This is a genomic window from Streptomyces sulphureus DSM 40104 (assembly GCF_000381025.1).
Taxonomy (GTDB): Bacteria; Actinomycetota; Actinomycetes; order Streptomycetales; family Streptomycetaceae; genus Streptomyces; species Streptomyces sulphureus.
Map to the genome: position 1 here is coordinate 68026 of NZ_KB905820.1, position 22901 is coordinate 90926.

The 22901-nt window shown below is 72.5% G+C and carries 22 protein-coding genes; 6 read left to right on the forward strand and 16 right to left on the reverse strand.

Features of this window, described 5'->3' with window-relative positions:
- Positions 1-16: 16 nt before the first annotated feature.
- Positions 17-583, forward strand: a complete 567-nt coding sequence (locus F603_RS0121285) for a GNAT family N-acetyltransferase (protein ID WP_019547983.1) — start codon at positions 17-19, stop codon at positions 581-583.
- An 892-nt stretch (positions 584-1475) separates the two neighbouring features.
- On the opposite strand, the gene F603_RS0121290 is transcribed toward F603_RS0121285, so the two are convergent.
- Positions 1476-2354 (reverse strand): hypothetical protein, encoded by an 879-nt coding sequence (locus F603_RS0121290; RefSeq protein WP_019547984.1) that lies wholly within the window; start codon positions 2352-2354, stop codon positions 1476-1478.
- Positions 2355-2887: 533 nt separating this feature from the next.
- Between F603_RS0121290 and F603_RS0121295 the strand changes: the two genes are divergently transcribed.
- Positions 2888-4171, forward strand: a complete 1284-nt coding sequence (locus tag F603_RS0121295) for an adenylosuccinate synthase (RefSeq protein ID WP_026328612.1) — start codon at positions 2888-2890, stop codon at positions 4169-4171.
- Between the two features lie 46 nt (positions 4172-4217).
- Here F603_RS0121295 and F603_RS0121300 read toward each other — a convergent pair whose 3' ends face one another.
- From F603_RS0121300 to F603_RS0121310, 3 genes are read right to left on the reverse strand one after another with little or no spacing between them, the layout of a single operon-like run.
- Positions 4218-4967 (reverse strand): alpha/beta hydrolase family protein, encoded by a 750-nt coding sequence (locus tag F603_RS0121300; RefSeq protein WP_019547986.1) that lies wholly within the window; start codon positions 4965-4967, stop codon positions 4218-4220.
- Positions 4921-6147, reverse strand: a complete 1227-nt coding sequence (locus F603_RS0121305; RefSeq protein ID WP_019547987.1) for an aminotransferase class V-fold PLP-dependent enzyme — start codon at positions 6145-6147, stop codon at positions 4921-4923. Before F603_RS0121305 ends, F603_RS0121300 begins: the two co-directional genes overlap by 47 nt.
- The gene (locus F603_RS0121310) at positions 6140-7036 is read right to left on the reverse strand and encodes a tryptophan 2,3-dioxygenase (RefSeq protein ID WP_019547988.1); all 897 of its coding nucleotides are present in this window, start codon (positions 7034-7036) and stop codon (positions 6140-6142) included. The genes F603_RS0121305 and F603_RS0121310 overlap by 8 nt, the downstream gene beginning before the upstream one ends.
- 224 nt (positions 7037-7260) lie before the next feature.
- On the opposite strand from F603_RS0121310, the gene F603_RS36010 reads away from it, so the two are divergent.
- On the forward strand, positions 7261-7746 hold the full coding sequence (locus F603_RS36010; protein WP_245600862.1) for a hypothetical protein: 486 nt from the start codon (positions 7261-7263) through the stop codon (positions 7744-7746).
- A 6-nt stretch (positions 7747-7752) separates the two neighbouring features.
- A complete protein-coding gene (locus F603_RS36015) occupies positions 7753-8367 on the forward strand; it encodes an amidohydrolase family protein (protein WP_019547990.1) in 615 nt (204 codons plus the stop codon).
- A gap of 76 nt (positions 8368-8443) precedes the next feature.
- Here the strand turns inward: F603_RS36015 and F603_RS0121320 are convergent, their stop codons facing one another.
- From F603_RS0121320 to F603_RS34240, 8 genes are all read right to left on the reverse strand, one after another.
- Positions 8444-8857 carry a DUF3151 domain-containing protein gene (locus F603_RS0121320; RefSeq protein WP_016906026.1) on the reverse strand — a complete coding sequence of 138 codons (414 nt, stop codon included), beginning with the start codon at positions 8855-8857 and terminating at the stop codon, positions 8444-8446.
- A gap of 133 nt (positions 8858-8990) precedes the next feature.
- A complete protein-coding gene (fbaA, locus tag F603_RS0121325) occupies positions 8991-10016 on the reverse strand; it encodes a class II fructose-bisphosphate aldolase (RefSeq protein WP_019547991.1) in 1026 nt (341 codons plus the stop codon).
- A 240-nt stretch (positions 10017-10256) separates the two neighbouring features.
- Positions 10257-10796, reverse strand: a complete 540-nt coding sequence (locus tag F603_RS0121330; protein ID WP_019547992.1) for an orotate phosphoribosyltransferase — start codon at positions 10794-10796, stop codon at positions 10257-10259.
- Between the two features lie 86 nt (positions 10797-10882).
- Positions 10883-11728: an aldose epimerase family protein gene (locus F603_RS0121335; protein ID WP_019547993.1), complete on the reverse strand. Its 846-nt coding sequence runs from the start codon at positions 11726-11728 to the stop codon at positions 10883-10885.
- 94 nt (positions 11729-11822) lie between these two features.
- Positions 11823-12656, reverse strand: a complete 834-nt coding sequence (locus F603_RS0121340) for an alpha/beta fold hydrolase (protein ID WP_019547994.1) — start codon at positions 12654-12656, stop codon at positions 11823-11825.
- A gap of 95 nt (positions 12657-12751) precedes the next feature.
- Positions 12752-13738 (reverse strand): SRPBCC family protein, encoded by a 987-nt coding sequence (locus F603_RS0121345; protein ID WP_019547995.1) that lies wholly within the window; start codon positions 13736-13738, stop codon positions 12752-12754.
- A gap of 676 nt (positions 13739-14414) precedes the next feature.
- A complete protein-coding gene (locus F603_RS0121355; RefSeq protein WP_019547997.1) occupies positions 14415-14972 on the reverse strand; it encodes a DUF2617 family protein in 558 nt (185 codons plus the stop codon).
- A 363-nt stretch (positions 14973-15335) separates the two neighbouring features.
- On the reverse strand, positions 15336-15584 hold the full coding sequence (locus F603_RS34240; RefSeq protein WP_078503719.1) for a hypothetical protein: 249 nt from the start codon (positions 15582-15584) through the stop codon (positions 15336-15338).
- A gap of 192 nt (positions 15585-15776) precedes the next feature.
- Between F603_RS34240 and F603_RS0121365 the strand changes: the two genes are divergently transcribed.
- Both F603_RS0121365 and F603_RS0121370 read left to right on the forward strand, forming a co-directional pair.
- Positions 15777-16970 carry a pyridoxal phosphate-dependent aminotransferase gene (locus F603_RS0121365; RefSeq protein WP_019547998.1) on the forward strand — a complete coding sequence of 398 codons (1194 nt, stop codon included), beginning with the start codon at positions 15777-15779 and terminating at the stop codon, positions 16968-16970.
- Between the two features lie 70 nt (positions 16971-17040).
- Positions 17041-17373, forward strand: coding sequence for a hypothetical protein (locus F603_RS0121370; protein WP_019547999.1), 333 nt, complete (start codon positions 17041-17043; stop codon positions 17371-17373).
- A 288-nt stretch (positions 17374-17661) separates the two neighbouring features.
- On the opposite strand, the gene F603_RS0121380 is transcribed toward F603_RS0121370, so the two are convergent.
- From F603_RS0121380 to dnaJ, 4 genes are all read right to left on the reverse strand, one after another.
- Complete coding sequence (locus F603_RS0121380; protein ID WP_019548001.1) at positions 17662-18201, reverse strand: type III secretion system chaperone family protein; 540 nt, start codon at positions 18199-18201, stop codon at positions 17662-17664.
- Between the two features lie 103 nt (positions 18202-18304).
- Positions 18305-20920, reverse strand: a complete 2616-nt coding sequence (gene clpB / locus F603_RS0121385) for an ATP-dependent chaperone ClpB (protein ID WP_019548002.1) — start codon at positions 20918-20920, stop codon at positions 18305-18307.
- A 286-nt stretch (positions 20921-21206) separates the two neighbouring features.
- Positions 21207-21680, reverse strand: a complete 474-nt coding sequence (locus F603_RS0121390) for a heat shock protein transcriptional repressor HspR (RefSeq protein ID WP_019548003.1) — start codon at positions 21678-21680, stop codon at positions 21207-21209.
- Between the two features lies 1 nt (position 21681).
- The gene (gene dnaJ, locus F603_RS0121395; protein WP_019548004.1) at positions 21682-22872 is read right to left on the reverse strand and encodes a molecular chaperone DnaJ; all 1191 of its coding nucleotides are present in this window, start codon (positions 22870-22872) and stop codon (positions 21682-21684) included.
- Positions 22873-22901 lie beyond the last annotated feature (29 nt).

The window sequence follows — 22901 nt, forward strand, 5'->3', positions numbered from 1 at the left end:
GCGGCACCATCGCCGCATGCCCGCCTTCCTGGAGAGTGAACGCCTCGTCCTGCGACCCGTCGCCGCGTCGGACCTCGACGACCTCGTCGCGCTCGACGCCGACCCCGAGGTGATGCGCTACCTCAACGGCGGACGCCCCACCACTCGCGAGTCGGTACGCCGCAGGGTGCTGCCCCGCCTCCTCCGCGAGTACCCGTGCCTGGGTACGCGCGGATTCTGGGCGGCGGAACCGCGCGGCGGCGGCGCCTTCCTCGGCTGGTTCGAGCTGCGTCCCCTCGACGACGACTCGCCCGCCGAGGCGGAACTCGGCTACCGACTCAACCGGGCTTCCTGGAACCGGGGTTACGCCACCGAGGGGGCGCGCGCACTGCTCCGCAAGGCGTTCACGGAACTGGGCGTCGAGCGGGTGACCGCGAACACCATGGCCGTCAACGCACGCTCCCGCCGAGTCCTGGAAAAGGCGGGACTCCTTTTCGTGCGTTCCTTCACCGAGGAGTGGCCGGACCGGATCGACGGATCGGAGCACGGTGAAGTCGAGTACGCGCTCTCGCGGGACGAGTGGCTCCGGCGGTACGGGGATTGAGGGTGCGGTGTGTCAACGGGGGTGGCATGCGGGGACGTTGTGCTGCCGTCGAGCCCGCTGCCGGGAGTGCCGTCGGGGGTGCGGCGCCCCGATCCGGACGGCTGCGCGCCTGGCGTCCGAGCCGTCCGAGTGCTCGCAGGCCCCAAGCAGCGGGTCAGGCTCGGCTCGTCGGCAGTTTCGGTGCTCGGCCCTGTCGGGCGGCAGGTCGAATCCCCTGAGCGGGTTGCCACTTGGGCACCTCCCGCCGTCCGCCACTGCTGCGCATCCGGCCATCGACCACAGGTCGCACGCGCAGACGCGCACGCAAGCGACCCCGCCGCCACCCGGCCGCTCCTCACCCAGAACGCAGCGGCACCCCTCAAGACGTCCGGAACCGACCCGCAACCACGCCCGGTCCACACATCACGTCAACCCGCCCGCGTCACCCATCAGTTGCTTCCTTCAGCCCGACCGCCGACGTCACGCGCCAGGACGCACGCCCTCACCCCGGCCAGCGCCCGCAGCGTCGAGCCGATCGGCGGTACCGGCCGGAGGCCGGATGCCGGGCGATCCGCCGATGACGGGCCGCCCTCACCGAGCGGCGTGCACGTCGAGCGCAGCCCGTCGGGGCCGCCTGCTCGGCGGAAGAGTCGCCGCACCGGTCCCGGAAGACCATGCCCGGGGACGAGACGTCACCGACCGTGGCCGGCCCGCCGGCCCCGCAGCCCACGCAGTCCCAGCCACGGGCCGACGCCCCACCTCCCGGCGACGCGCACGGCTTCGCCCCTCGCCCGAACCGCTCGGCCTTCGGGGGCTCCCCGAACGGACAGGCATCCAGCAGTCGACCCTGCGCCCGTACTCGAGGAAACCCCCCGGACCGGCAACCGAGGCCGCACCACGGCGCACGCCCCGTTCAGCTTCGCGGCAGCACGAGCCCCCACGCCGCCGGCAGCACCCGCCAGGCGCGGAACCGCACCGGCCCGTCGACGGTGGCGCCGGTGCGGTACCGGAACCCCTCGCCCGCCACCTCGACCGCCAAGCGCCGGGCCCGTACGCGCAGTTCGCCTCTGCCGTCGGCAGCGGTCGCCCACTCGTCGCCGACCGCAGGAGCCGCAGGACCGCGGCGGGGCGCAGCACGCACGGTGACGTCCGCGTACCCTTCTGCGCCCGTCACCATCGCGACCTCGGCCGCGGGGGCACCCGGCGGTACCACCGGCTCGCCGTCGGCCTCCACCCGCAGCCGCGGAGCGGGCGCGGTGGCGCGTCGCCGTACGAGGGAGCGGCAGGCGCGCAGCAACGCGGCCCCGGGAGGCGCGGGCGCCGGCGGGCAAGGCGGCTCGGGGATGCGGAGCGCGCCGGCCGCGACACCTCCCGCATCGTCGGCGAGGAGGTCCAACCGCCGCTCGGCGCCGCGGAGTACGGCGCGCGCCGCCGTGACGGCGTCGAGCGGCACCCCGAGCCCGCCGGCGACGGTGAGCCGCGTCGGCTGTCCGACGGGCACGAACGCGAGCGGTACGTCGAGCTCGCCGCCGGCGTGCAGCGCGCCGAGCGTGCGCTGGAGGGCGGCGTCGTCTCCGACCAGCACCGGGCGGCGGCGGCCGTGGCGGAGAAGGGCGGCGGCCGTCTCCTCAGGTTCTTCGGGCAGGCAGAGCTTCACGCCCGGTGCGCCGGCGCGCAGTACGTCGCGCGCGATGCGTACGGACTCGATGTCCACCCGGCGCGCGAGCGGGTCCACCACGACGAGGAGCGGCTCCCCGGCGTCCGGCGGATGTGGCGGGCGCTGCTGCGGCACCCTGGGCGGTTCGTACTCGCCCCCGTTCGGTACGGCCGAGCCGGCCGGCGCGCACCGGTCGCCGACGGGTCCGCCGGTTGCGACGGGATCATGGGGTGGCCTCGCGGGATCTGGAGCCGACACCTCGGTCCTTCCTCGGATTCGTCAGGCCGTCTCAGTGGACAGTCTCCACCGGCGCCGCGCACGCAGGCGTACGCCCCCGGCCGCCGGCACGCGGCGCAGCCCCGACCGGGACGACGGCCCGTGGTCCGCGCCGGGAGAGGTCGGCGGCCGCGCGCCTGACGGCGCCCCGGCGGAGGGCAGTCGGGGGGTCGCACCCGCCGCCGGCACGGGGGTTCGCCCAGCGTGCGTCGGTGCGGACGCGAGACGCCCGTTCGTCGCCCGGCAGAGATGTTCGGTAATCTCTCGGTGCAAGAGCCCCTGTCGCTGTTGCGTCAGGGGCTTCGACTATCTGGGGCACCGGACCACGTCTCTCGCGTAGGCAGCAGCGCCGCGCACGTGGGACATGCCCCGCCCGGAAGGGGTGTACGCCTGTGCCCGCACTTGTGCTGCTCGGTGCTCAGTGGGGTGACGAGGGCAAGGGAAAGGCCACCGACCTGCTCGGTGGCTCCGTCGACTACGTGGTGCGCTACCAGGGCGGCAACAACGCCGGCCACACGGTCGTCGTGGGCGACCAGACCTACGCGCTCCACCTCCTCCCCTCCGGGATTCTCTCCCCCGGCTGCACGCCCGTCATCGGCAACGGTGTCGTCGTCGACCCGTCGGTCCTGCTCTCCGAGCTGAGCGGACTCGCCGAGCGCGGCGTCGACACCTCGAAGCTGATGGTCAGCGGCAACGCCCACCTGATCACCTCGTACCATGCGACCTTCGACAAGGTCACCGAGCGGTTCCTCGGCAAGCGCCGCATCGGTACGACGGGACGCGGCATCGGCCCCGCCTACGCGGACAAGATCAACCGTGTCGGCATCCGCGTGCAGGACCTCTTCGACGAGTCGATCCTGCGGCAGAAGGTCGAGGCCGCCCTCGACTTCAAGAACCAGGTGCTGGCGAAGCTCTACAACCGCCGCGCGATCGTCGCTGAGCAGGTCGTCGAGGAGCTGCTGGGGTACGCGGAGGAGCTGCGCGGCTTCGTCGCGGACACCGCCTACGTGCTCAACGAGGCCGTCGACGACGGCAAGGTGGTCCTCTTCGAGGGCGGCCAGGGCACCCTCCTCGACGTCGACCACGGCACGTACCCCTTCGTCACCTCCTCCAACCCGACGGCGGGCGGCGCCTGCACGGGCTCGGGGGTCGGCCCGACGAAGATCGACCGCGTGATCGGCATCCTCAAGGCGTACACCACCCGCGTCGGCGCGGGCCCGTTCCCCACGGAGCTCTTCGACGACGACGGCGAGGCGCTGCGGCGGGTCGGCGGGGAGCGCGGTGTCACCACGGGCCGCGACCGCAGGTGCGGCTGGTTCGACGCGGTGATCGCCCGCTACGCGACCCGCGTCAACGGCCTCACCGACTTCTTCCTCACCAAGCTCGACGTCCTCACCGGGTGGGAGCGCATCCCCGTCTGCGTCGCCTACGAGATCGACGGCGAACGCGTCGAGGAACTTCCCTACAGCCAGAGCGACTTCCACCACGCGAAGCCGATCTACGAGTACCTCCCCGGCTGGAGCGAGGACATCACGAAGGCGAAGACGCTGGAGGACCTCCCGGCCAACGCGCGGGCCTACATCACGGCGCTGGAGGAGATGTCGGGCGCACCGATCTCCGCGGTCGGCGTCGGCCCGGGGCGGGACGAGACCGTGCAGATCAACTCCTTCCTCTGAGTCGAAGCGGGCGGCCCGGGCGCACCGGGCCGCCTCCCGGTTCCCGTCAGGCGAGCATGCGCGCGAGTACCCCGAAGGCGGGGGTGTGCGGGACGAGCGCCGCGAAGTGCCCGCTGCCGGGGAGCAGGTGGAGCCGTGCGCCCCAGTTGTTGGCGTACCTGCGGGAGAGTTCGAGCGGGACGTCGGTGTCGGCGGTGCCGTGGAGGAGCTCGACGGGGACCCGGGGGAGCAGTCGCATCGGGTCGGCCGCCGCCCACGCCTCGGGCCCTGCCGCACGGCCGAGGAACGCCGCCGCGGCGCCGTCGCTGAGGCGCAGCTCCCAGGCCCGCTGAAGGTCGGCGACGGCGCCGTAGGTGAGGACGCGCGCGGCAGCGCGTTCCCGCACGGCCGCGGCGTGGAGGGCGAGTTGACCGCCTGCGGAGTGGCCGAGGAGCACCGCGGGCGGGGCACCGAGCAGGTCGAGCGCGGCCTGCACGTCCTCCGCCGTCTGCGGCCAGCCGCCGCCGTCCCCCACCCTGCGGTACTCGATGAGCGCGACGCGCATGCCGCGCGCGGCCAGCGCGGAGGCGAACGGCGTCAGGTGGCCGCGGTCCCACTCCTGCCGCCAGAAGCCGCCGTGGACCACGGCGATGTCGGGACCTGGGCCCGACTCGCCGTAGAAATCGACGACTTGGTCCTGGTGCGGCCCGTACGCCTCGGTGCGCTCCGGCGCGACGCGTCCGGCCTCCAGGAGAGCACTGAGCTCCGAGTCACTCAACGGACCCTCCCGCCACCTCACCGAGGACGCGCGCGGCACGCTCCGTGTCGCAGAACGAAGTGTAGAGCGGCGCGAAGCCGAAGCGGAGCACACCGGGCGGACGGAAATCCGCCAGGACGCCGCGTTCGCCCAGGAGTTGGAGTACCCGCTCGGCGCTCTCCGCCGGCCGCCAGCCCAGCGAGACCTGCCCCGCGCGGCGCCCGTGCGGCAGCGGCGTCACCACGTCGGCGCGCGCCGGCGGGACGTGGACGGCGAGGCACCGCAGGAAGAAGTCGGTGAGCGCAAGGGACTTGGCGCGCACCTCCTCGACGTCCACCCCCTCCCAGACGCCGAGGGCCGCCTCCAGCGCCAGCAGCGAAAGGATCTCCGGCGTACCGACCCGCCCGCGCGCCGGCCCCTGCGCCGGGACGTATTCCGGGGCCATCGCGAACGGCTCGGCGTGCGAGTTCCAGCCGGGGAGCGGGGAGTCGAACCGCGGTTGCAGCGCGCGGCGGACGTAGAGGAAGGCGGGGGCGCCCGGGCCGCCGTTGAGGAACTTGTACGTGCAGCCGACGGCGAAGTCGACGCCGTCCGCGTCGAGTCGGACGGGGAGCACGCCGACGGTGTGGCAGAGGTCCCAGACGGTGCGGCCTCCCGCGGCGCGCACGGCGGCCGTCGTCACCGCGAGGTCGTGGAGCTCGCCCGTGCGGTAGTCGGCGTGGTTGACGAGGGCGGCCGCGGTGCGCGGGCCCGCGGCGGCAGCGATCCGGTGCGCCGGCAGCGGACGCACCCGTACGCCGGTGAGCCGTGCCGCGGACTCGGCGACGTAGCCGTCGGTGGGGAACGTGCCCTCGTCGACGAGGAGTTCGTTCCGCTCGGCGTCCTCCTCACGGGCGAGGCGCACCGCAGCCACCACCGCCTTGAAGACGTTGACGCTCGTGGAGTCGCCGACGACGAGCTGCCCGCGCTCCGCGCCCACGAGCGGCGCGATCAGGTCGCCGATCCGCTCGGGCGCCGTCCACCAACCCGACTCGGTCCAGGAGCGGATGCGCAGCTCGCCCCACTCCCGCGCGACCACCTCGGCGAGCCTTCCCTGCACGGCGGCGGGGAGGGCGCCGAGCGAGTTGCCGTCGAGGTAGACGGTGTCGTCGAGGACGAACTCCGTGCGCTTGGCGGCGAGTCGGTCCTCCGCGTCGAGCCGTGCCGCCTCCTCGGCGAGGCGGTCCCCCGGGTCAGACACGGCTGCGCGCCGTCCACAGCTCGGGGAAGACGGGCTTCGCGGCGCGCTTCTCCAGCCACGCGACCCCGGAGGAGCCCCCGGTCCCCGTTTTCGCGCCCATCGCCCGCCGCGTCGCGAGCAAGTGGTCGTTGCGCCATCGCCACACGAGCTCGGCGACCTCGACGAGCGCCTCGCCGAGTCGCAGCGGGCCACGCCCGAACTCCGGGGCCGCCACGACGCCCGCGTCGCCCGCCGCGCCCTCGGCCTCCGCCCGCTCGTCGGCGTAGATCGCGGCCCATGCCTCCTCCACGCCCGGGTGCGGTCGGTACGCCTCGCTGACGTCGCGCCGCAGCACCTCCTCGGGGACGGGCGCCCCGCACCGCGCGAGGTACGCGAGCGCCTCGTCGTAGACGCCGGGGCGGTGGAGTGCCTCCTCCAACTCGCGGTGCACGCGCGGCGATCCGCGGTGCGGCACCAGCATCGACGTCGACTTCTCGCCGAGCAGGAACTCCAGCCTGCGGTACATCGCCGACTGGAACCCCGAGCCGTCGCCGAGGGCGCCGCGGTAGGCGTTGAACTGCGCGGGGGTGAGGTGCGCCAGCGGCTCCCAGGACGCGTTGAGCGCGGCGAGCTCGCGCGTCGAGCGGCGCAGTGCGGCGAGCGCGGCGGGCAGGTCGTCGCGGCGGAGGGCTGCCGCCGCCGTCGAGAACTCGTGGACGAGCGCAGTGAACCACAGCTCCATCACCTGGGTGGTGACGAGGAAGGAGAGCTCTCCCGGGTCGTCGGAGAGCGGACGTTGGAGGTGGGTGAGCACCTCGGCACGTACGTACTCCTCGTACGGCGTGGCCGCCTCGAAGTCCAGGTTGGGTGTCTCCTCGCCCTGGGGGGCGGCGGACGGACGCGTCGGCATGGTGGTGCCTCCCTCGTGGTGTGGCCGGGGTCGCCGGGCTTCTCCGGCGATCATCGGCCGGGGTACGAGCCGACGGCAAGAGCAGAGCACGAAACGTCCCGGGGAGCGCACGCGCGCCGACCGATCCGGCTCGCGCCCCGGCGCGTCCACGCGAAGTCCCCCACATGAGGGAGAGGTTGCCGGTAATGACGCGCGCTGCACCCCGCACCCGACACCCTGTCCCGGTGACCCATACCCGCCACCGCACGGCCCGGCTGGCCGCAGCCACCGCCTCCGCCGTCCTCGCCTGCACGCTCCTCGCCGCCTCTCCGGGAGCCCAGGCTGCCGCCGCCGACTGCTTCGACCGGGAGAAGGAGCCGTACACCTCGAAGGTCGATTCGCACCTGCACTTCCGCCCCTTCGGAGGCAAGCCGATCCCGTGGGAGGAGATGCTCGGGTACCTCCAGAAGAGCGGCGTCGAGTACGCCAACGTCTACGGCATCGGCCAGACGCTCCCGTACGACTCGAGCTGCACCTACTACCTCGACTGCCCCGGCACCCCCGTCACCCCCTCGATGGGCAACGACTTCGCCAACGCCGCCTCCTACGCGGCCGATCCGCCCCCGGACGACGTCCACCTGACGATGTCGATGACCTTCCCCGACCTCGCGCACCCCGAGGGCGTCCTCGACCGCATGGAACTCCTCGACGAGAACTACCCGGGGCTCTAGCGCTGGATGGGCGAGGTCAACGTCATCAAGCAGGCGCTCCTCCCCAACGGCCACGAGGCCGCGGGCGAGAAGGCGATCGACGGCTGGGCCCCGTTCATGCGCGAGCTGCGCGAGCGGGACATCCCGCTCACCCTCCACTCCGACCTCGGCAACAACGCGGACCCGACGAAGTACCTCCACCTGATGGAGCACGTGCTGGAGCGCTACCCGGAGAACAAGATCGTCTGGGCGCACGCGGGACTCTCCAAGGAACTCACCGAGATCGGCCCGGACGAGCACCTCGGCATCCTCGGTCGCCTGCTCGACGAGTATCCGAAGCTCAGCCTCGACATCTCCTGGCGCGTGCTCTGGGACGAGTACTTCTCGGACCCCGAGATCCGCAGCCGCTACGTCGACTTCCTCGACCGCCACCCGACGAGGATCATCCCCGGCACCGACTTCGTCGCCTCCGACGACAAGGACTTCGCCGTCTACGAGGAGGAGTTGGAGGTCACCTCGCGGATCAACCGCGACCTGAGCGACGAGGCGTTCCGCGGCATCGCGCTCGGCGGCAACTACTTCCGCCTCACCGGGCTCGAGGAGAAGGCCCCGCCGGTCTGCGGGTCCGGGCAGCGCCCCTGACGGCGCCCGGACGCACCGCGCCCCCGCTCGCCGGCTCGACGCCGGTGGGCGGGGGCGCTCGGTCGAGGCGGGGTGCTCAGCTCAGCGTCGCCGCAGCCGTCGGGGAGCTGTCCTTGAGGAACTCCGTGCACCGCTGGTACTCCTCCTCCTCGCCGATCGCCTGGGCGGCGCGGGCGAGTGCGTGGAGTGCGCGGAGGAAGCCGCGGTTGGGCTCGTGCTCGAACGGCACCGGGCCGTGGCCCTTCCAGCCGCTCCTGCGGAGCGCGTCGAGGCCCCGGTGGTAGCCGGTCCGCGCGTACGCGTACGACTCGACGGTGCTGCCGCGCTCGAACGCCTCGTCGGCGAGCTGCGCCCAGGCCAGCGAGGAGGTCGGGTAGCGCGCCGCGACCTCGGAGGGCGCGGTGCCCGCGGCGAGCAGCTCGCGGGGGCCCGGATCGTCGGGCAGGTGGGTGGGGGGAGGTCCCCCCAGCAGGTTCTCGTGAATGGCCATACCTCCAGTCTGCACGGTCGCCCGACCGGCCGGTACGGGACTGCGGCGCCCTGCACCGCGGCCGGGCAGCGGGCACCGGGCCGCGCGGGGCCGGGACCGCCTCGCGGCGGCCGGGCCCCGTGCGGCGGCGCCGTCACGTCAGACGGGTGCCGGTGGAGCGGAGGTTGGTGCAGGCGCGGACGACGCGCTCGGCCATGCCCTGCTCGGCGGCCTTGCCCCAGCTACGGGGGTCGTAGACCTTCTTGTTGCCGACGTCCCCGTCGACCTTCAGGACGCCGTCGTAGTTGCGGAACATGTGGTCGGCGACGGGCCGGGTGAAGGCGTACTGGGTGTCGGTGTCGAGGTTCATCTTGACGACACCGTTCTCCAGCGCTGTCGCGATCTCCTGCTCGGTGGAACCGGAGCCGCCGTGGAAGACGAAGTCGAAGGGCTGCCCCGACCTGCCGAACTTCGCGGCGACGCCCTCCTGGAGGTCCTTGAGCAGCTCGGGGCGGAGGACGACGTTGCCCGGCTTGTAGACGCCGTGGACGTTGCCGAAGGAAGCGGCGAGGAGGTAGCGGCCCTTCTCGCCGAGACCGAGCGCCTCGGCCGTGCGCATCGCGTCCTCAACGGTGGTGTACAGCTCGTCGTTGATCTCGTGGGTGACGCCGTCCTCCTCACCGCCCGTGGGGGTGATCTCGACCTCGAGGACGATCTTGGCGGCGGCGGCCTGTGCGAGCAGCTCCTGGCCGATCTCCAGGTTGTCCTTGAGCGTCTCGGCCGAGCCGTCCCACATGTGCGACTGGAAGAGCGGTCCCTCGCCGCGGTCGACGCGCTCCTTGGAGTGGGCGATGAGCGGGCGGACGTAGCCGTCGAGCTTTTCCTTGGGGCAGTGGTCGGTGTGGAGGGCGACGTTCACCGGGTACTTGGCGGCGATGACGTGCGCGTACTCGGCGAGCGCCACGGCACCGGTGACCATGTCCTTGCTGTACTGGCCGCCGAGGAACTCGGCCCCGCCCGTGGAGATCTGCACGATGCCGTCGCTCTCCGCCTCGGCGAAGCCGCGCAGCGCGGCGTTGAGGGTCTGCGAGGAGGTGACGTTGATGGCCGGGTAGGCGAACCTGCCCTCCTTGGCCCGGTCGAGCATCTCGGTGTAGACCGCGGGGGTCGCGATGGGCATCTGTCCGCTCCTAAGGGGTGGGTGTCTCGGACGTCTTCGAGCAGGTTGCGACGACTGCGCGAAGTCGGGTCAGGCTCAACGGATCGACGGCATCGTCGTATGCCATCTTCCCAGACGTTCCGGACGCCCAAGCCACCGGTTCACGAGTGCACAACTCGCGGGTGACGCAAAGGGATCGCCCGCCGGAACGCGGACGGGGGCGCACGACGGGCAGCGCACGCGGGGCGCGTCGGCCTGCGCTCAGTCGAGGTCGAGGTCGGCGAGGTCGTAGGCGTGGACGTAGTCGAGCCCCGCGCGCGTCAACGCGGGGGCCGCGCCCCGCTCGACGAGCGTCGCCACCGCCACCACCTCGGCGCCCGCCTCGCGCACCGCCTCGACCGCGGTGAGCGGAGTGTTGCCCGTCGTCGAGGTGTCGTCGACGACGAGGACGCGGCGCCCCGCGATCTCCGGGCCCTCGACGCGGCGCTGCATACCGTGCGCCTTCCCCGTCTTGCGGACCACGAAGGCGTCGAGACGCCGGCGGCGGGCCGCCGCGGCGTGCAGCATCGCCGCCGCGACCGGGTCGGCGCCCAGGGTGAGGCCGCCGACGGCGTCGAAGTCGAGGTGGGCCGTGGCGTCGAGGAGGACCTGCCCCGCCAGCGGCGCCGCCGCGCCGTCGAGGGTGATCCGGCGCAGGTCGATGTAGAAGTCCGCCTCCTGCCCGGAGGAGAGCGTCACCTTGCCGTGCACGACGGCCTTGTCCTTGATCTGCTGCAGCAGCTCGCCGCGTACGTCGTTCATGGGGCACGAGCTTACGGGGCGGCGGCTCGGCCGCGGGCGGCGCGACCGGGACGCCGCCCAACACACGTGCGCCGCAGGGGAGTCGGCTACGGACGGCGCCAGGTGAAGGTGACAGCGGCCTCCAGCGGCTCCAGCGGCGTGACGAGGCCGGGGTGGGTGTTGAGGCCGTCGGGCGGTCCTGTCTGCGGCTCGACGCAGACCCCCTCGGGCTGCTCGTCGTAGACGACGAGCCACTCCATCCGGCTGCCGACCGTGAGCTCCAGCGCCCCGGGCCAGGTGAGCGTCGCTTCGACGCCGTCGGGCATGCCGAAGCAGTCGTCCCAGGGGCCGGGTTGCGGGTCGATGCGCCGACCCGTCGGGAGGTGGTCGGGTCCGCGCTCCTCCTGCCACTGCGGCGAGAAGTCGAGCCTCACCTCCTCGCCCCCGTCGAGGGTGCGGCGGAACCAGGGGTGCCAGCCGGCCTGCGCGGGGAACGTCGCCTCGGGGCTCTCGACGCCGAGGCCGAGGTGGAGGGAGCCGCCGTCCTCGGCGAGTTCCACGGTGTGGGTGACCTTCCCCTCCCACGGCCAGGGGTCGGTGAGTTCACAGGTGAGAACCGCCGAGCGGGCACCGCGGCGTGCCACCTCCCAGGAGGCGTCGCGCACGGTGCCGTGGATGGCGTGCGGGCCGTTGGTCACCGGGAGTTGGTAGAGCTCGCCGCCGTTGCGGAACCGCCCGCGGTCGACCCGTCCGCACCACGGCACCATCAGGAAGAGGCCGTACCGCTCCCCCTGCCTGAGCAGCTCGGTGCCGCCGACGCGGAGCGAGCTGATGCGGCTTCCGCGCTCCGGTTCGATCGTCAACTCCGCGTCCCCCGCCCGGAGGACGACTTGCTCCTCGGCGTCCCCGGCGTCCGCGGCTCCCGTGGCTTCCGTGGGGGTCAGGTCAGTCATACGCCGCACCCTAACCGTCCGCACCCCGGCTGCCGACAGGGCACGGAGGCGGCGCGGTCACCGTCGCGGTGGCCGCGCGCCCGTCGACGGCGGCTCAGCTCCGGAGGAAGGCGAGCAGGTCCTGGTGGAACTTCTCCTTGTGACCGGGGACGAGGGCGATACCGTGCGAGCCGCCCTCGTACACCTTGAGCGTCGCGTCCGGGACGATCCGGGCCGCCTTCTTGCCCGTGGCCTCGAACGGTACGACCTGGTCGTCGTCGCCGTGCACGACCAGCGTCGGGACGTCGAACTTCTTCAGGTCCTCGGTGAAGTCGGTCTGCTCGAAGGCCGTGACGCAGTCGACGCCCGCCTTGACGCTCTGCGCCATCGCCATCAGCCAGAACGCGTCCCGATTGCCCTGCGTCGCCCGGTTGTCGGGGCGGTTGCCGCCGAGGAACCCCTCGGCGGTGTCCTTCCAGAACTGCGAGCGCTCCTTGCGGATGCCGTCCCTGATCTCCTCGAAGACCTCTGCCGGTACGCCCTCCGGGTTGCTGTCCGACCGGCTCATCAGCGGCGGGATCGCGGAGAGCAGGACCGCCTTGGAGATCCGGTCGGTGCCGTGCCTGCCGATGTAGCGGGCGAGTTCGCCGCCGCCCATGGAGTGCCCGACGAGCGTGACGTCCTGGAGGTCGAGGGCGGTGAGGAGGTCGTTGAGGTCGTCGGCGAAGGTGTCGAAGTCGTAGCCCTCCCACGGCTGCGTGGAGCGGCCGTGCCCCCTGCGGTCGTGCGCGATGCCGCGGAAACCGTTCTCCGCGACGCACTGCATCTGGTCTTCCCAGGCGTCCGCGTTGAGCGGCCAGCCGTGGATGAAGACGACAGTGGGGCCGCTGCCCCAGTCCTTGTAGAAGAGCTTCTCGCCGTCCCGGGTCGTGACCGTGCCAGTACCCATCGGAGTCCTCTCGCTCGGGGAGGGCCCGGCACGCCGGGCCCACTGCCACTGTGACGAGTGTGCGCAAAGCCGGCAGGACACGCAGCCGGGAACACTCAGCGGCGCCGGCGCCAGGCCCGTCCGAGCACGAGCGCGCCCGCGAGGACGGCGGCAGCCGCGGGCGCCGCCCAGCGGAGGGTGTCGGCTGCGCCGGTCGCCTCCGGGACGGGGATGGGGGCGTAACGTCCGCGCGGGGGCGCGTGGTCGACCTCCTCCGCACTGCGGCCGATCATCGTGCGGCGCGCGTGCCCCGCCTCGGCCGCGGACGGCTCGCCGGCCCCCTCGCGTTCCCCTTCCTCCGCCGGGTCGAGCGACGACGGCGGGATCTCGGCCTCGAAGAGGCCCGACCCCTCGACGCCCTCCTCCGCTGCCGACGGCTCCTCGGGCGCCGACTCCGCGGGCGCCAAGCCTTCCTCCTGCTCCGGCTCCTCGGCGCGCTCGGGCGGCTCCGGCACGTCGGCGGGCTCGTGGACGCCGGGGGCCTCGCCCTCCGGACGCGCGGCGCCGCTCTCGGGGCCGGGGATGCCGGGGATCGCCGGCTCGTTGTCGTCGGGCTCGCCGATGCCGCCCGACGCGGGCGAAGGGGCGCCCTCCTCCGAGAGGCTGTCGGCGAGGGCGGCGCCGAAACGGTCCAGCAGACGCACTCCGGCCGCGGCTGCCGTGTGCTCCTCCAGATCGGCGAGGCGCCCGTCGCGCACCACCGAGCCGGAGCAGACGAGCCAGCTCCCCCGCGCGTCCTCCGCGTCCCGCGGTTCGACGACGAGCGAGAGGCGCACCGTCCCGTTGCCGCGCGCCTCCGTCCCCTCGCCGTCGACGGCGAAGCCGCCCCCGCGAGGGGAGAACTTCAGACTCCCCCTGTAGGTGATGGTGGAGCCGCCGACGCGCAGCCGCAGCCGCCCGCTCAACCGGCCGCCGCGCGCGGCCTCTTCACCCTCCACCGCGTCCGGACGCAGCCCCGGGAGACAGCGCGCGACCCGCTCCCGCTCGGCGAGCGCGGCACGTACGGAGTCGGCGGGGAACGGTACGTACACCTCGTGCTCCATGGAGGGGAGCCTATTACCCGGGCCCCGCACACACATATGACTGAGCAGCATCTCTCCGCGCGCCGCCGCGAAATCCTCACTGTCCGGACTCCTCTGGACACTCCCCGTGTCCATACGGTCATACCGTCCGCACGGTTGGACGACGGTGCCGCGTCCGCGGCGCCAACACGGCCTGCGTGTCAGGGGGCTTGGACCACGCAGGTCGGGGAAGGTGCGCCGGCCGGTGAGGGCCGTCGTCCTGACGGTCCGCGGCGGTCATCCCGACAGCGGCGTCCGGTCGCCCGCCGACCGCGGCCCGCGTGCCGGCGGAGGCCGCGCGGAGCGCCACCGCCGACGAGCACGCCTCGATGCACCAGGAGCCGGAGCCGACGACGAGCGAGCACGAGGCCGCCGGCGGAAGGACGAGCGACACCTCGGCGACGGGGCTCCCACCAAGTACGTCCAGCGCGCCACGAGTTCGTGCGCACGAGACCAGGGGCAGCGCACGACGGTGTGGCCAACCTCCGGCGGTCGCCCAGGGCTCGGCCGGACCACCGGAGCAACCGGACTGCTCTCGACGGAAGAAGGCAGCAGCGCCGGCGAAGGCGAACTCCGTACGGGGGCGCCGGGCGCACGCCCCTGGGCGTAGCCGCAAGTCCGCGCGCACACGATCCGGTTGGGACTGCACGTCCCGCCCTCAGGCGGTCACCGCCAGCGGCGCCACGTCGACGGGACCGGTACGGCGGCCGGCAGGATGCAGGCCGACACGGGTCCGCGTCGCGACGAGGCACCCCTCCTGCGGGTAGGAGTGCCAGGTGCGCCAGCGGAGTTGGTTCTCGTAGCGCTGGACGAGGAGCGCGGTGAAGGCGTTCGGGTCGCCGGGGAAGGTTCCGGCGAGGCCGTGCGGATGCTCCGCCACCAGCGCCAGCAGCTCCTGGGCCCGACCCGCGAACGAGCCCTCGCCCAGGCGCTCCACCCGGGCGGCGAACTCGTACTCCAGGCAGTCGAGTCGCCGCGAGACCCCGAGCGGCAGCGGCGTGCTGCTGCCCGGCATGCAGGCGACCGTCTCCGAGCAGCGGCCGTACTCCTTGTCGAGGAGGACCTGGTGCGAGGCGCCGAGGAGGCGCAACTCGACGGAGGCGCCGCCGAGTTCGAGGTGGAGCGAGGCGAGCGCCGGTAGCGGCTCGCACCCCAGCGCCCAGGCGAGGTCGCCGGCGCAGGTATCGGTGTAGGCGGTTTCGAGAGTTGTGAGCATGGTGGCTCCGCTGGCAGGCAGGAAGTGTGGATCGGCTCGACTCCTCGGCATGCCTGCGCAGGGAGCCAGGGCCGCGCGAACGCCGCCCCCTGCCCGCACCCTCGACCGCATCAGCCGGGCTGCGCCGACCGGGGAGGCGTAATTACGCAACCACGTAACTGCCGTACCGCTCAGGGGTTTTGCACAACTTCTCAGTATATTCATCCCACAGGGGACGGCCAGCTCAGATGTTCTCCCCTACGGTTCGACGCTGCGGGAACACGCACGCCCCGGGAGCCGAGCGGGCCTCCCGGGGCGTGCGCTTCCTGCTGCGGAGCGCGGCCTTTGCGTCTCAACTGACGTGCAGCCGTGGGTCCTTCGAGGTCACTCGCCCCCGCCGTCGCCACCGCTGCCGCCGCCGTCGCCACCGCTGCCACCGTGGCCGCCACCGCTGCCGCCGTCGTCGCCGCCACCGCTGCCGCCGTCGTCACCGCCACCGCCACCGCGGCGACGGCGGGCGGCCGGCTCGAGTACCCGGGCGCCGGAACCGCTCCCGCGCGAGCCGGTGCGCACCACCGTCATCACCATCCCCGCGACTGCGAGGACGAGCAGGAGGAAGAGGAAAACTGCCATCACGAACCCCCGTAAAAGGACTCTCGCCCGTCACCCCGGCGGGCGAAGCGGCCCCGTACCGGTGCCGCCGTACGTCGGTTATTCCCCTGCCGCCGTACGGCAAAAGGGAGTTGAGGAAAGCCAGAGCTTCGCGGCGCACCGGCCGCCCGAGCGGTGTTGAGCTCCGCCCCGAGGTCGCAGAGGATGAGCGGCATGTCCCGTACACCAGGAAGCCCTCGCCCGCTCCTCAACAGCCGCCTCTCCGGCTTCGGCACCACGATCTTCGCCGAGATGTCCGCGCTCGCCGCGAAGACGGGCGCCCTCAACCTCGGCCAGGGCTTCCCCGACACCGACGGGCCCGAGGAGGTCCGCGAGGCCGCCGTCCGCGCGATCCGCGACGGCAGGGGCAACCAGTACCCGCCGGGCCCCGGCATCCCGGAGCTGCGCGAGGCCGTCGCCGAGCACCAGCACCGCTTCTACGGACACCTCGGGCTCTCCTACGACCCGGAGACCGAAGTACTCGTCACCGCAGGCGCCACCGAAGCGCTCGCCGCCTCCCTCCTCGCGCTGCTGGAACCGGGCGACGAGGTCATCGCCCTGGAGCCCTACTACGACTCCTACGCGGCCTGCATCGCCATGGCCGGCGGCCGCCGCGTGCCGGTCACCCTGCGCCCGTCGGACGACGGCTACCACCTCGACCTCGACGAACTCCGCGACGCCGTCACCCCACGCACCCGCCTGATCCTGCTCAACTCCCCGCACAACCCCACGGGTTCGCTCCTCACCGAGACCGAGCTGCGCGCCGTCGCCGCACTGTGCACCGAGCACGACCTCCTCGCCGTCACCGACGAGGTCTACGAGCACCTCGTCTACACCGGCTCCCACCTCCCGCTCGCCTCCCTCCCCGGCATGCGCGAGCGCACGGTCACGATCAGCTCCGCGGGCAAGACGTGGTCGGTCACCGGGTGGAAGGTCGGCTGGGTCACCTCGACACCCGCACTCGTCACCGCCGTCCGCTCCGCGAAGCAGTTCCTCACGTACGTCTCCGCCGGCCCCTTCCAGTACGCCGTGGCCGAGGCGCTCCGCCTCCCCGACGCCTACTACCACGACCTCCGCGACGACCTGCGCGCCAAGCGCGACCTGCTCTCCCGGGGCCTCGCCGACGCCGGCTTCCGCGTCTTCCCCTCCTCCGGCACCTACTTCGTCACCACCGACATCCGCCCCCTCGGCGAGAACGACGGCCCCGCCTTCTGCCTCGCCCTCCCCGAACGCTGCGGCGTCGTCGCCGTACCCAACCAGGTCTTCTACGACCACGCCGAGGAGGGCGCCCCGTACGTCCGCTTCGCCTTCTGCAAGCAGCGGGAGGTGTTGGAGGAGGCGTCGGCGCGGTTGCTGGCGTTGGGATAGGGCGAACTTGTCGGCGGCTCGGACGGGTTGGGCGCTCCCGTCAACCGGCGGAGCCCCACAGGTCCCGCAGGTGCCGCTCGATCTCGCGGCGCAGTTGTGCGACGCGCCTGCCCAACTCGTCGGTGCTGACCGGCTCCTGCCGGTCGGCGTCGCTGCGCTCGACGCGGCCTTCGGAACGGACGACATCTTCGCGGAGCTGTACGCGCCGGCGAGCAGGGAGAACCGTCCGGATCAGTTCCGCAGGAGGAGGGACTCGAGGTGCGCGCACCTGATCGAGGAGTACGCAGGACAGATCGTGCCCGGCCTCGTTTCGACGGCTGACTGCGCACGGGCACAATTCGTCATCCGCTCCTCGAAGACCTCGGCGTCGCGGCAGACCGTCAGCGCGCCCACGATCTACTGAGAGCCTCCGCCCTGCCCCGGGGGACTCGGCCGGGTTCATCCTTGTCCGTAATGGTGGAGCTACCGACCTGAGCACCACTCGCGGTGTGGCCCGGACCGACTGGGTCAAGTCTCTGACGTTCTCCACGCCCGCCCGGGCGGCGTTCGCCTCCGCGCTCCGGCACGTCGAACCGACCGGCTGAACGGCTCGACCCGCTCTCCCGGGCACGCAGGGCGCCCCGCCCCCGAACGCACCCCGGCCCGTCCGAGAGCGGAATCTCGTGACGGGCCGGGGTGTTGCGGGCGACGCTCACTCCTCGCCGGAGTCGGCCGAGTCGTCGACGTCCTTGCCGAGGCCGAGCTGCTCCAGCAGCCACTTGTCGAACTCGATCGAGGCGCGGACCCAGCTGACCGTGCTGGAGACGAAGTGCTCAAGGGAGACGCCCGTGCCGATCAGCATCTGGGCTTCGCCGATCAGACGGACGGAGCCGTCGTCGTGGGTGTGGGTGTAGACCTTGGGCCACAGGGTGCGGCGGTTCCAGTCGTCCACCGTCTCCAGGATGCGGGCCTTCTCCTCGATCGAGTGCGGCCTGTCGTAGAACGTACGCACCGAGAAGACCTGCTGCTCCTCCTCGCCGCGGAACATGAAGTAGGTGCGGAACTCCTCCCACGGTGCAGCGAGGTCGCCCTCGTCGTCGACGACGTACTTGAGCTCCATCTGGTCGAGGAGCTGCTTGACCAGCTCCTGGTCGGGGACGATCGGGCCGCTCGGCCCAGTCCCCTGCTCCTCGGGCTGCTCCTCGGGCTGCTGTCCCCCGAAGTTCGGGATCGAGGACGGGTCGATGCTCAACGTGGACTTCCCTTCGTACGGATTCCGCCATCCTCCCTCATCCCGGGCAGGTGCTCGCAACCCTGGAGGCGCGCGGGCACGCACCGTCCCGCGCGCCCGGAGCTCAGTCCGCCGCCTCGCCCGTCGACGCACCGACGATCAGCCCGTCCCATCCTTCGACGTGGTCCACGCGGACGGTGTCGCCGTCCTTCACCTCGCCCGCGAGGAGCTCCCGCGCGAGCTGGTCGCCGATCGCCGTCTGCACGAGGCGGCGCAGCGGACGCGCCCCGTACGCAGGGTCGTTGCCCTCCACGGCGAGCCAGTCGAGCGCCGCGGGTGTGACGTCGAGGGTGAGCCTGCGCTCCGAGAGCCTGCTCTGGAGGGCACGGATGTGGAGCTCCGCGATCCGCCCGAGCTGCTCCGTGTCGAGCGCGGTGAAGACCACCAGGTCGTCGAGGCGGTTGAGAAACTCGGGCCGGAACGCGGCACGCACCGCCGCGAGCACCGACTCGCGCTTCGACTCCTCCTTCTCCAGCGGGTCGGTGAGGTGCTGGCTCCCGAGATTCGAGGTGAGCACGAGGAGGGTGTTGCGGAAGTCGACGGTACGGCCCTGCCCGTCCGTGAGCCGGCCGTCGTCGAGCACCTGGAGGAGCAGGTCGAAGACCTCCGGGTGCGCCTTCTCCACCTCGTCGAGGAGGATGACGCTGTACGGGCGTCGCCGCACCGCCTCGGTGAGCTGGCCGCCCTCCTCGTACCCGACGTACCCGGGGGGAGCGCCGACGAGGCGGGCGACCGAGTGCTTCTCGCTGTACTCGCTCATGTCGATGCGGACGATGGCGCGTTCGTCGTCGAAGAGGAAGTCCGCGAGGGTCTTCGCCAGCTCCGTCTTGCCGACACCGGTCGGGCCGAGGAAGAGGAAGGACCCCGTCGGGCGGTCCGGGTCGGCGACGCCCGCACGGCTGCGGCGCACCGCGTCGGAGACGGCCCGTACCGCCTCGGACTGGCCGATCAGCCGCCGGCCGAGCTCGTCCTCCATGCGCAGCAGCTTCTGCGTCTCGCCCTCGAGCAGCCGCCCCGCGGGGATTCCGGTCCAGGAGGCGACGACGTCGGCGATGTCGTCGGAACCGACCTCCTCCTTGACCATGGTCTGCTTGGTGCGGAGCGAGGCGGCCTCCTCGGCCTCGGACGCCTCGGCCAACTCCCGTTCCACACCCGGGATCTCGCCGTAGAGCAGCTTCGACGCGGTGTCGAAGTCGCCGTCGCGCTGGGCGCGTTCGGCCTGGCCGTGGAGCTCGTCGAGGCGCTCCTTGAGTTCGCCGACGCGGTTGAGGCTCTGCTTCTCCTTCTCCCAACGCGCCGTGAGACCGCGCAACTCCTCCTCCCTGTCGGCGAGTTCGCGACGCAGCCGCTCCAGGCGCTCGACCGAGCCCGGGTCGGTCTCGTTGCCGAGCGCCAGCTCCTCCATGCGCAACCGGTCGACGGAGCGCTGGAGTTCGTCGATCTCCAGCGGAGAGGAGTCGATCTCCATGCGGAGCCGCGAGGCCGACTCGTCGACGAGGTCGATCGCCTTGTCGGGGAGGAACCGCGAGGTGATGTACCGGTCGGAGAGCGCGGCGGCCGCGACGAGCGCGCCGTCGGAGATCTGCACCTTGTGGTGGGCCTCGTAGCGCCCCTTGAGGCCGCGGAGGATGGCGATGGAGTCCTCGACCGTGGGCTCGGCGACGAGCACCTGCTGGAAGCGGCGTTCCAGCGCTGCGTCCTTCTCGATCCGCTCGCGGTACTCGTCGAGCGTCGTCGCGCCGACCATGCGCAGCTCGCCGCGGGCGAGCATCGGCTTCAGCATGTTGCCCGCGTCCATCGCCGAGTCCCCGCCGGCTCCGGCGCCGACGACCGTGTGGAGCTCGTCGATGAAGGTGATGATCTGCCCGTCGCTCGACTTGATCTCCGAGAGCACCGTCTTGAGCCGCTCCTCGAACTCACCGCGGTACTTCGCGCCCGCGACCATCGCACCGAGGTCGAGCGCGACGAGGCGCTTGTCCCGCAGCGACTCGGGGACGTCGCCCTTGACGATCCGCTGCGCGAGGCCCTCGACGACGGCGGTCTTGCCGACCCCGGGTTCACCGATGAGCACCGGGTTGTTCTTGGTGCGCCGCGAGAGGACCTGCACGACGCGGCGGATCTCCTGGTCGCGGCCGATCACCGGGTCGAGGCCGCCGTCCCGCGCGGCGGCGGTGAGGTCGGTGCCGAACTTCTCCAGCGCCTTGTACGCGCCCTCCGGGTCGGGCGTGGTGACGCGACGGGAGCCGCGCGCCGACTGGAAGGCGTCGACGAGGCTCGCCGCGTCCGCGCCCTGTTCCGTGAGGAGTTGGCCGGCCTGGCCGCCCTTGGCCGCGATGCCGATGAGCAAATGTTCGGTGGAGACGTAGTCGTCGCCGAGGTCCTTGGCGCGCTGCGAGGCGTCGGCGAGCGCGGAGAGGAGGTCGCGGTCGGGCTCGGGCTTGCCGACCGTCGAGCCCTGGACGGTGGGCAGCGCGCCGAGGTGCTGCTCCGCGCCCGAGCGCAGCGCCGCCTGGTCGGCGCCTGCGGCGGCGACGAGGTCCTGGATGTTCTCGTTCTCCTCGGCGGAGAGCAGCGCGAGGAGGAGGTGGGTGGGGGTGATGTCGGGGTGGCCGTCGGAGAGGGCGCGGCGACCTGCCGCCCCGATCGCGTCCCGGCTCTTGTTGGTCAGCTCGGCGTCCACGGTGCTGCGCTCCTCCTGTGGGTTCTGTTGTTCCTGCTGTCCGGTCCGCAAGGCGGCGGTCTCCCCTGCCCACCGGGCGGGTTGCCGCTCACACCATGCAGCAAGTTGCGTCTACTCTGCTCAACTCTGCGGCGACACTTTTCCTTCCCGGGGAGAAGGGGTTGTCGCTTCGCTCTCGGTGAACTCTCGGACGTCTGCCCGCAGAAGAGCGGAAGGCCGCCCCGCAAACGGGCGGGAAGCCGCCGGGACGGCCGGAGGCTCGGCCGCCCCGGTGTACGCGCGTCCGCTAGCGGTTGCCGCCGCGCTTCGGGCGCCAGACGACGAGGGCGCTCGAGGAGTGGACGTCCTCGTACGGCACGAGGTCGCGCCGGTAGGAGGCGTGCACCTGGGCCTCGCGCTGCTGCATCGCGACGGCCGCGCCCTCGACCGCCTGCTGGAGCTCGGCGACCCGCGACTGCAACGCCGCCACCTGCTGCTCCAACTCGATGATGCGCTTGATGCCGGCGAGGTTGATCCCCTCGTCCTGGCTCAACCGCTGTACCTCGCGCAGGAGGTCGATGTCCCGCGCCGAGTACCGACGCCCCCGGCCCGGTGTCCGGTCGGGGGAGACCAGGCCGAGGCGGTCGTACTGCCGCAGCGTCTGCGGGTGCAGGCCGGAGAGCTGGGCGGCGACCGAAATGACGTAGACCGGCGAATCCTCGGTCAGCTCGTACGCAGGGCCGCCGGTGAAGTGCTGCCTTCGTCCGCCTCGGCCGTCCACTTCAGTCTCCCTTCGCTGCCTCGAAGAGCGCTGCCCGCGGGTTCTCTTCCGCGGTCGCCTCACGGTAGGACTCCAGGGTCTTCCTGGCCTCCTCGCCCAACTCCCGCGGCACCGCGATGTCGACGGTGACGAGCAGGTCGCCACGGGAACCGTCCTTGCGCGTCGCCCCCTTGCCGCGCGCCCGCATCGTGCGGCCCGACGGGGTGCCCGCCGGGATGCGCAGCTTCACGGGCGGCCCGCCGAGGGTCGGCACCGAGACCTCACCGCCGAGCGCGGCCTCCGCGAAGGTGACCGGCACCGTCACGGTGAGGTTGTCGCCCTTGCGCCCGAAGACCGGGTGCGCGTCGACGTGCACGACGACGTAGAGGTCGCCGTTGGGTCCGCCCCGCTCCCCCGGCGCGCCCTTGCCGCGCAGGCGGATGCGTTGGTTGTCGCTGACGCCTGCCGGGATGCGCACCTGCATCGTGCGTGAACTCGTCGCCCGCCCGGAGCCCTTGCAGGTGTCGCACGGGTCCTCGGCGATGAGGCCGCGGCCCTTGCAGTCGACGCACGGGTCGGTGAGCGAGAAGCCACCGCCGCCGCCCCTGCTGACCTGCCCGGTGCCGACACAGGTCGGGCAGACCCGGGGGGTGCCGTTCTTGTCGCCCGTGCCCGAACACGCCTTGCACGCCGCGCTGCTGGACATCCGCAACGGCACCGTCGCGCCGTCGACGGCCTCGGTGAAGCTCAGCGTCACCTCGGACTCGACGTCCTGCCCGCGCCGCGGCTGGGTGCGGGTGCCGGCGCCGCCGCGGTTGAAGAGTCCGCCGAAGACGTCCCCGAGACCGCCGCCGAAGCCGCCGGCTCCGCCCTGCTGCCCCGGCTGCGTGCCGCCGAAGAGGTCGCCGAGGTCGAAGTTGTAACTCCCCGCGCCCTGGCCGGCGCCCTGGCCCGGGCGACCGCGGAAGCCGCCGTTGCCGAAGAGGGCGCGCGCCTCGTCGTACTCCTTGCGGCGCTTGGCGTCGCCGAGTACGTCGTACGCCTCGGAGGCGTCCTTGAACCGCTCCTCCGCCTTCGCGTCACCGCGGTTGGCGTCGGGGTGGTTCTCCCGCGCGAGCTTCCGGTACGCCTTCTTGATCTCGGCCTCTGTGGCGTCCCGAGGGACGCCGAGGACCTTGTAGTAGTCCTTCTCGATGAAGTCCTTGGTGCTCATCCCCGACGTCCCTCCTCCCGGCTCAGCCT

Bases quoted from the DNA above. Each gene is read 5' to 3' on its own strand.
- F603_RS0121320 (WP_016906026.1), bottom strand. From the start codon at position 8,857: ATGGCCATTCACGAGAACCTGCTGGGGGGACCTCCCCCCACCCACCTG.
- F603_RS0121340 (WP_019547994.1), bottom strand. From the start codon at position 12,656: ATGGGTACTGGCACGGTCACGACCCGGGACGGCGAGAAGCTCTTCTAC.
- F603_RS34240 (WP_078503719.1), bottom strand. From the start codon at position 15,584: ATGGCAGTTTTCCTCTTCCTCCTGCTCGTCCTCGCAGTCGCGGGGATG.
- F603_RS36015 (WP_019547990.1), top strand. From the start codon at position 7,753: ATGGGCGAGGTCAACGTCATCAAGCAGGCGCTCCTCCCCAACGGCCAC.
- F603_RS0121335 (WP_019547993.1), bottom strand. From the start codon at position 11,728: ATGACTGACCTGACCCCCACGGAAGCCACGGGAGCCGCGGACGCCGGG.
- F603_RS0121310 (WP_019547988.1), bottom strand. From the start codon at position 7,036: ATGCCGACGCGTCCGTCCGCCGCCCCCCAGGGCGAGGAGACACCCAAC.
- dnaJ (WP_019548004.1), bottom strand. From the start codon at position 22,872: ATGAGCACCAAGGACTTCATCGAGAAGGACTACTACAAGGTCCTCGGC.
- F603_RS0121345 (WP_019547995.1), bottom strand. From the start codon at position 13,738: ATGGAGCACGAGGTGTACGTACCGTTCCCCGCCGACTCCGTACGTGCC.
- F603_RS0121355 (WP_019547997.1), bottom strand. From the start codon at position 14,972: ATGCTCACAACTCTCGAAACCGCCTACACCGATACCTGCGCCGGCGAC.
- F603_RS0121285 (WP_019547983.1), top strand. From the start codon at position 17: ATGCCCGCCTTCCTGGAGAGTGAACGCCTCGTCCTGCGACCCGTCGCC.
- F603_RS0121365 (WP_019547998.1), top strand. From the start codon at position 15,777: ATGTCCCGTACACCAGGAAGCCCTCGCCCGCTCCTCAACAGCCGCCTC.
- fbaA (WP_019547991.1), bottom strand. From the start codon at position 10,016: ATGCCCATCGCGACCCCCGCGGTCTACACCGAGATGCTCGACCGGGCC.
- F603_RS0121330 (WP_019547992.1), bottom strand. From the start codon at position 10,796: ATGAACGACGTACGCGGCGAGCTGCTGCAGCAGATCAAGGACAAGGCC.